General features: G+C 65.7%; 6 protein-coding genes. 2 read left to right on the top strand and 4 right to left on the bottom strand.

What is annotated here, in order from left to right:
* The 4 genes from P2Q66_RS17895 to P2Q66_RS17880 all read right to left on the bottom strand — a co-directional run.
* Positions 1-1435, bottom strand: a 1435-nt coding sequence (locus tag P2Q66_RS17895) for a hypothetical protein (RefSeq protein WP_275730322.1), incomplete at its 3' end; no start/stop codon positions are given.
* A gap of 454 nt (positions 1436-1889) precedes the next feature.
* Entirely contained in the window at positions 1890-3536 is a 1647-nt protein-coding gene (locus tag P2Q66_RS17890; RefSeq protein ID WP_115524206.1) for a DNA repair helicase XPB, read from the bottom strand.
* Between the two features lie 13 nt (positions 3537-3549).
* Positions 3550-6048, bottom strand: a complete 2499-nt coding sequence (locus P2Q66_RS17885; protein ID WP_275730321.1) for a helicase-associated domain-containing protein — start codon at positions 6046-6048, stop codon at positions 3550-3552.
* A 10-nt stretch (positions 6049-6058) separates the two neighbouring features.
* Complete coding sequence (locus P2Q66_RS17880) at positions 6059-6292, bottom strand: hypothetical protein (RefSeq protein WP_079597841.1); 234 nt, start codon at positions 6290-6292, stop codon at positions 6059-6061.
* Between the two features lie 207 nt (positions 6293-6499).
* Between P2Q66_RS17880 and P2Q66_RS17875 the strand changes: the two genes are divergently transcribed.
* Together P2Q66_RS17875 and P2Q66_RS17870 are read left to right on the top strand one after the other, a co-directional pair.
* Entirely contained in the window at positions 6500-6883 is a 384-nt protein-coding gene (locus P2Q66_RS17875) for a cold shock domain-containing protein (RefSeq protein ID WP_009358151.1), read from the top strand.
* 6 nt (positions 6884-6889) lie between these two features.
* A complete protein-coding gene (locus P2Q66_RS17870) occupies positions 6890-7546 on the top strand; it encodes a DUF3027 domain-containing protein (protein WP_275730317.1) in 657 nt (218 codons plus the stop codon).
* Positions 7547-7571: the final 25 nt, after the last annotated feature.

The raw sequence follows: 7571 nt of genomic DNA, 5'->3' as shown, positions 1-7571 counted from the left end.
AGCTGTTGTCGATAGTGAACTGTTCAACACCACAGGCGGACGCTGCACCGAGGTTGTAGGCATCCCCGCTGTAGCTTGATGCCCAGCGCCACGTTCCCTCAGCCGTGGCATGAAACGCGGTGTTGGCGGTGCTGTACGTACCGTTGCCATTGACCGTGACCGTTTGGGTGTAGGCGGGGGTTCCTGCGCAGCTGGCATCGCTGGGCGAATACAGGCTGAACGTAACGGTCCCGGTGACTGAACCCAATCCGCCTGACAGGAGGAAGTTGTCATTCGGGATCAGGTCCTGGGTTGTGGAGACGGTTGGCTGCGCCTTTGCAAAAGCATTTGTGTAGGTGCAGCTCACATGCTGGCCATTTCCGAGTGCAATTGACACCTGCTGGTCCGTGATCGTCACCCCCGTTGTCGTGCTGCAGGTCAGGGAAACGAAGCTCCACGGCGCGGTCTGCGCCGCTTCAGTCACAGAGTAGGTGCCTGACGGCAGCGCCAGGAACTCCTCCGACTCCCCGTTCTTCAGGGAGAAGCCCGTCAAATTAGACGACGTGGTGTAGGCAAAGGACTGGGTGCCGGGAACAGGTTCGTTCTGAGTCACCTTGTTGATTGTGATGCTGCCACAGTTGCTGATTTCGACATCAACGGGGGCAATGAAGTCCTTCAGTTCCGCGGTAAATGAGGAGGAGGAACGGCTCTTAACGAAAGCACTGCCAAAGGCGGTGCATACGCCTTCCTGGAACACGCCTGCGTCTGTCAGATTGATCGCAGCCTCACCAAACAGGCCGGTAACAGGGTCGACGGCGCCCTCGGCAACCGTTGCGTCCCCAAGGGCCAGGTGGTTTCCCCAACACGGAAGGGAGTTGGCTGAATAGCAGTCGTCCGCGGTTTCACTATTCTCTGTCGTCAGCCAGAAGTTGAGGCCCAGGGTGGGGGTGCCGCTTCCACCGAAATCATAATTGATCAGCAGATCGCCAGGTGTGCGATTAAGGGTCACGGGGCCTGTCAGCGAGGCGGTAAATCCCTCGGTTGCCTCCTGGTTGATCTCGAAGTCCAGGTTGGCATTGCCGATGTTGACCAGCCGCTCCCAACCCAGATAAAGGAAGATATCGCCGTTGGTTGCTTGTTCTGAAGCCTCATAGAACCGGGTCAGGTCATTCTTGTTGGGTGGGACGGAGCCGGTCACGATCGTCGCTGCGGCGTTGTCTTCCTTGGTGCCCTGTCCGAAAGCGTTGTCGGTTTTCCCGGAGGGCTTGTCTATGCCGGTATGCTTGCCGGCGACATTATCCCAGTCGGTGTTGCCGGCGGTGGTGACAGCGAGATTTCCGTCGCTGCCCTCGAAAGTGGTGTCCGGCAGGACCGCCTGGGCCCCGGTCGTTCCGGCAAGGACTAACGCCAGACAGGCGAGTCCTGCGCCCCAACGGGCGCGAGTGATGTTTTTCAATGTGTGCTCACTTCAACGTGGCGAATGATGATTCGGGCGCAGAAAAACGACCTGGCACCGATGAAATCCCAGCATCTCCCCAATATGGATCGGCCGTGGCCCGCGCAGAAGGGCCCGGCCGGACTACTCCGGTTGTCGCTTCTTTGCGGAACGGAGTCGGCTGTGCGGCACGTAGACAGCGGTCATTGCTGGATGTGTGCCGGTGGAAAGGCTGGTCGATCTGCGCATTAGTACGGCGTTCTTCGAAACGGACCTGGCTGCGAAAGCCAAGTCCTAAATCCCGATCTGAGTTCGGGACCTGTTACCGATGTGTAACCCAGCGCTCTGAGCGTACTTGCGGGGCCTTACCGTGGCAATGAAGCCACGGACGGAATGTGGGTTACCGCAGACGTGGATTTTGGCACGCCTAAATCCGGCTTCCACGTGGGCTGACACCAACTCTGCCGTTCCGGGACTAACCGGGCTGGCCCACGTCCTTGGCATCCATGATCCGGTACGCGTAGCCCTGCTCGGCAAGGAATCGCTGGCGCTTCGCGGCGAATTCCTGGTCCAGGGTGTCTCTGGCCACCAGGGAGTAGAAGCGGGCCGCTCGCCCGTCCTTCTTGGGCCGCAGCAGCCTGCCCAGCCGCTGCGCCTCCTCCTGCCGTGATCCAAAGGAACCGGACACCTGGATGGCAACCGAGGCCTCCGGCAGGTCAATGGAAAAGTTGGCAACCTTGGACACCACCAGCGTCTGGATCTCGCCGGCCCGGAAGGCATCGAAGAGCTTCTGGCGCACCTTCACCGACGTGTCGCCCTTGATCACCGGTGCCTGCAGCCGCGCGCCGAGGTCGTCCAGCTGGTCGATGTACTGCCCGATCACCAGCAGCTGTTCACCCGCATGCCTGGCCACGAGCTCCTCCACCACCAGGGTCTTGGATTCGGAGGTGGAACACAGCCTGTACTTGTCAGCGTCCTCGGCCATGGCGTAGGCAACCCGTTCGTCCTTCGGCAGGTCCACCCGGACCTCGACGCAGTCGGCCGGGGCGATGTACCCCTGGGATTCGATGTCCTTCCACGGCGCGTCATAGCGCTTGGGGCCGATCAGGCTGAACACCTCGCCCTCCCGGCCGTCCTCCCGGACCAGGGTGGCGGTGAGCCCCAGCCGGCGCCGGGCCTGGAGGTCCGCCGTCATCCGGAAAATCGGCGCCGGCAGGAGATGGACTTCGTCGTAGATGATCAGGCCCCAGTCGTGGCCGTCCACCAGCTCCAGGTGCGGATACAACCCGCCGCGCTTGGTGGTGAGGACCTGGTACGTGGCGATGGTCACGGGACGGACTTCCTTCACCGCCCCGGAATACTCGCCGATTTCGTCGTCCGTCAGGGTGGTGCGCTTCAGCAGTTCGTCCTTCCACTGCCGGGCGGCCACGGTATTCGTGACCAGGATCAGGGTAGTGGTTGATCCCGTGGCCATCGCCGCTGCCCCCACCAGCGTTTTGCCGGCCCCGCAGGGAAGCACCACCACGCCGCTGCCACCGGCCCAGAAATTCTCGCTGGCCAGCTGCTGGTAGGGCCGCAGCTTCCACCCGTCCTCGTTCAGGGCGATCAGGTGCGGGGTGCCGTCCACGTAGCCCGCCAGGTCCTCAGCGGGCCAGCCGATCTTGAGCAGGAGCTGCTTGAGCTGTCCGCGCTGGGAGGCGTGCACCACCACGGTTTCCCCGTCGATCCGGGGCCCCAGCAGGGGCTGGATCTTCTTGGCCCGGATCACTTCCTCCAGGACCGGATAGTCGTCCGTCCGCATGACCAGTCCATGCTGGGGGTCCTTTTCCAGGCGCAGCCGGCCGTACCGCGACATCGTTTCCTCGACATCGATCAGCAGCGAATGCGGCACCGGGAACCGCGAGTACTTCAACAGCGTATCGAGGACCCTCTCCGCGTCGAGGCCGGCGGCGCGGGCATTCCACAGTCCGAGCGGCGTCAGCCGGTAGCTGTGCATGTGTTCGGGGGCCCGTTCCAGCTCGGCGAAAGGGGCAATGGCGTGCCGCGCCTCGGTGGCCAGCTCATGGTCCACCTCCAGGAGGATGGTTTTATCGCTCTGGACAATCAGGGGTCCGTCGTTCACGCGGGGGAGTCCTTCACTGGTGCAGTTCTTCTGCAGCCTCAATGTCGATAATGCGGTGGATGGACAGGACGCGTTCCGTTTCCTTTGCGGGGTCGAACACCCGCACGCGTCCGCCGCTCACCGATAAGGGAACAACGATTTCCAGGTTGGCATTCCCCAGGCTGTCCACCACGTTCATGCTGATCCGCTGCTTCAGCCTGATGGCACGCTGCAGGGCCTCAAGCCCCAGCTGGGTGGCCGCTTCGCCTGACTGGTCCCCTGACGGGGCCTGGCCGCCGTGGGCATGGCGTCCGACGGCGGGAGCGGCGTGCCGCAGCACGGCCAGTTGGGCGTCCACGTCCTCGGCTGCCGGCGCAGTGCGCGGTGCCGTGTAGACCGGCCGAAGGCTTTCCTGGGCGGCAGGAGTTTTGCGGAGCCGGACTGCGGGGTCTTCTGTTCCTTCGACCGTGGGGGAGAGGCCCAGGCTCCGCAGGACCTGGGCTGCCTCCCGCGGCGGCGCCGTGGCTATCACGACAGTGGGCGCGATGCGGACCAGGCCCAGCCGGGCTGCTTTGGGCCCGGACAGGAGCTCGGCAAGGGCTGATTCGTCGTCGCTCTGGATAAAGCTGGCGGCCGCGCCTACCCGCAGCCTGGCGTGCCGCGACGCCGTGTCCTCCACGAGGTATTCAAGCGGCTGGGGAACGGCGGTGGCGGAGTGTTCCCGCAGGAAGTCCAACAGGCCGGCGGCGTCGTAGCCGGCGTCGAGGGCGCGCCGGATGGAGTTGTCCGAGAACCGGTAGATGGTGGCGGGGCCCTGGCCTTCGGCATCGGCCATCACCAGAAGCTTTTCGGTCAGTTCAGGGGCCAGGTAGCCCGGCGCGACGGCGGTCAGGTCGGCCTGCAGGAGGACGTGGTTCAGCGCGGCAGGCAGGTGCTCGCCCAGGATGTCTAGGGCGGCATCGGGCCGGTCTTCGGCGAAGGCGCTGCCCAGCTGGCTCAGGGCGCCGGATCCCACCAGGCCGAGCAGTTCGGCTTCGGCGAGGACGCCCCGGATCAACGAACTGAACCGCCGCGCCATGCGTGGCTGGGCCCACTCGGCACGCTGGAGGACCGCGGCGGCGTCGAGCACCGGCGCCGTGCCGTCCGGCGCTGCCGCTTCGGTGGTGAGCTGGTGCAGGATTTCCAGGATGCGCTTGCGGATCACGGGAGCGTCGGGGCGCTGGGGCTCGGCGGACAACGCCACGATGGTGCTGCCGGAGGCCGTGCGGTGCCCTCCAGCCCCCTGGGCCCCGTTGACGGGCTGGCCTACCAGCGACGGGACGCGTTCGCTGGCCAGCCAGGCGTTCACCAGCCACAGCCACTGTTCCTGGCGGGGGAGGACAAGCCACTCAAGCTGCGGGGGCTGGACCCAGGAGGAGGAATCGACATCGAGCCGGATCAGGCCCGCAAGTCCGCACAGTTCCAGCAGCAGCCCCACGCGTGCCTGGTCCACCCGGAGCTCGTCGGCGAGCCGGCGCATCTCCCGGACCCCCACCCCGCCGCTGCGCAGCGTGGCGAGCGGCTGCTCCCGTACGGCATGCAGCAGCTCACCCACCAGCCGCAGGGTTTCCGAGATGGCACTCATCGCCGCGTTCCTGCGCAGCAGTGCGGTGGTCCGGCCCAGTTCCGGGATGGGCGGTGAGAGCGTGAAATCGTTGATGATGGCTCCGCCACGCAGGGACACCCCTACGCTGTGCGGCAGCTCGACGTGTGCAGCATCCAGCGGCACCAGCAGGCCGCGGGCCAGAAGCCAGTCAACGGGCCCGACGTCGGACCCCTCCGTGGTGATGGAGGCTTTGCGCTGCGCCTGGGGGACGGCACCCATGGCCCAGTTGCGGAACCTGGCGAGCAACGCCGTCGTCCGCTCAGGGGCTCCGGCGAGGATCTCCTGCAGCGCCTCGGGGGAAGAGGTCCAGTGCTGGAGGGCGAGGGCTGCCTCCATGGGGGTAGTGGCGTCGTGGATCGCGACGCCGCTGCGGTGCAGTTCGGAGACCAGCTGGACCGCCCGCTGCGCGAACGCCGGCTGGAGGCGGACCAGCTCGGTGTAGCTCCTGCCCAGGCCTGCCGGGTAAAGGCCCACCACGTCCTTGAGGCAGCCCACCGGAAGGTAGAAGCGCTGCCTGGCGGCGGAGGACGGGGTTCCGTGCGGCGGCGATGCCCGGTGTACCAGGGCCAGTTCCTGCAGCGTTGCCAGGATCCGTTCAACTGCGGCGAGCGTGGCGCCGGAGATCATTTTCCTGAGCCCGGCCGCCGAGGCGCTGTGCTCAGTGTCCGTGTTGGTGCACAAATGGAGGGTTTCGAGGACCTGCATCTGCGGCCGGTTGAGCCGTTCGAGGGCCCGCTGGACGCTGACCCGTGCACTTGCCCGTGCGGCGAGGGCGGAAAAATCCGGAACAGTGGGGGAGATGAGGTCCGGCCGCGCGGCGAACAGCGCCCGCAACGAGTCATCGCTGCGTGCCTCAAGGTCCTTGCTGAGCGCGCGAATAAGGGACATCAGTCCAACGTTACCGCTGGTCAGGCTTTCCTGCCCGGCGGCGCCCGGCAACACTGTCCAGAACAAGGAAAAGCATAAGGAGGAACGCCACAGGCAAGCCGTACAGTGCGGAATAGGTGACCCACGCCGGCGCCACCGAGCCGGCGAAGGCAAGCGCCATGACGGCTCCCACGGCGGCCAGGGAGAGCACGGCAATGACTGCGGCGACGATCATGATGGGCCGCCGGTATCGCGAGGGTGTCATGGACGTAACGCTACAGCCCCTGCGGCGGCGGGCGTGAACGGCGTTACCTGACGCCGTTGAAAGCAGGATTCGGGCACCGGGCAGGATAACCTTGAAAGATACAGACCAACACGGTTTGCAGCTGCCATACCTTGAACCCGCACAACACTGCGGATGCGGTGGCGGCCGGCCGTGTCTCACGACAGCAGAACGAAGAAGGTTGATTACGTGCCTACCGGCAAGGTCAAGTGGTATGACAAGGACAAGGGCTTCGGGTTCCTCGCAGGCGAGGACGGCCAGGAGGTTTTCCTGCCCAAATCGTCGCTGCCCGAGGGTGTAACGGAGCTCAAGGCCGGCACCCGCGTGGAGTTCGGCGTTGCCGACGGCCGGAAAGGTGCGCAGGCCCTGGGCCTGCGTGTCCTGGACAAGACGCCGTCCATCGCCAAGGCCAAACGGCCCAGCGCAAGGGACCTTGCTCCGCTGGTCCAGGACCTGGTGAGCGTGCTGGACAACCTGTCCGGCACCCTGTCCAAAGGCAAATACCCGGAAGGCAACAAGGGCAAGGCCATCGCCGCTGCCCTGCGTAAGGTTGCCGACGAGCTGGACGTTTAGGCACCGATGAGTCCGGAAGCTGAACAGCCGGCGGCACAGGCGCAGGACCAGGCAGGTCCCACTCCGGGGGAGGCCGGGACCGCAGCCCCCGCCGGTGCGAAAAGCGTTGCAAAGCGCCCGCCGGCAGGTGTGCCGGTGTGGCGGACCGGAAAGCCTGATGCCTTCCTGGCTGCCGCCGTCGACACTGCCCGCGCCGCCCTGGAGGGCATCACCGCTGCCTCCGACATCGGGCCCCACCTGGCAGCCAAGAGCGAGGGCGACCGCCTGGTGACGCACCTGTTCGAGTCGAAGCTTGCCGGCTACGCAGGGTGGCAGTGGTACGCGGTTCTTACCCGCAACTCCCGTTCCAAAGTGGTTACCGTCAGCGAGCTGGGCCTGCTGCCGTCCGAGGATTCCATCCTGGCCCCGGAGTGGGTGCCGTGGGCGGAACGGGTCCGGCCCGAGGACGGGCAGGACCAGGAAGCCGAGGCTTCGGAACAGGAGACGGCGCCGGCGGACGCCGCCGGACCGGTTCCGGACGGCGTACCGTCGGGGCATGAGGGCGCCGGCCAGGACGTGCAAGCCCCGGACGTGGAGCCTACGGATCTGGAACCAACGGACTCTGATCCGGCGGACACTGATTTTGGGGAGCAGTCTTCCGGGGACGACGCCGGCACGCAGTAAGTGCCGACGTCGCCCAACGGGAGAC

Source organism: Arthrobacter sp. Cr_A7 (assembly GCF_029222765.1).
In the GTDB taxonomy this organism is placed as follows: Bacteria; Actinomycetota; Actinomycetes; order Actinomycetales; family Micrococcaceae; genus Arthrobacter.
The sequence above is the reverse complement of the archived record's forward strand: the minus strand, read 5'-3'. Positions and strand labels throughout refer to the sequence as shown.

Bases quoted from the DNA above. Each gene is read 5' to 3' on its own strand.
- P2Q66_RS17885 (WP_275730321.1), bottom strand. From the start codon at position 6,048: ATGTCCCTTATTCGCGCGCTCAGCAAGGACCTTGAGGCACGCAGCGAT.
- P2Q66_RS17880 (WP_079597841.1), bottom strand. From the start codon at position 6,292: ATGACACCCTCGCGATACCGGCGGCCCATCATGATCGTCGCCGCAGTC.
- P2Q66_RS17870 (WP_275730317.1), top strand. From the start codon at position 6,890: ATGAGTCCGGAAGCTGAACAGCCGGCGGCACAGGCGCAGGACCAGGCA.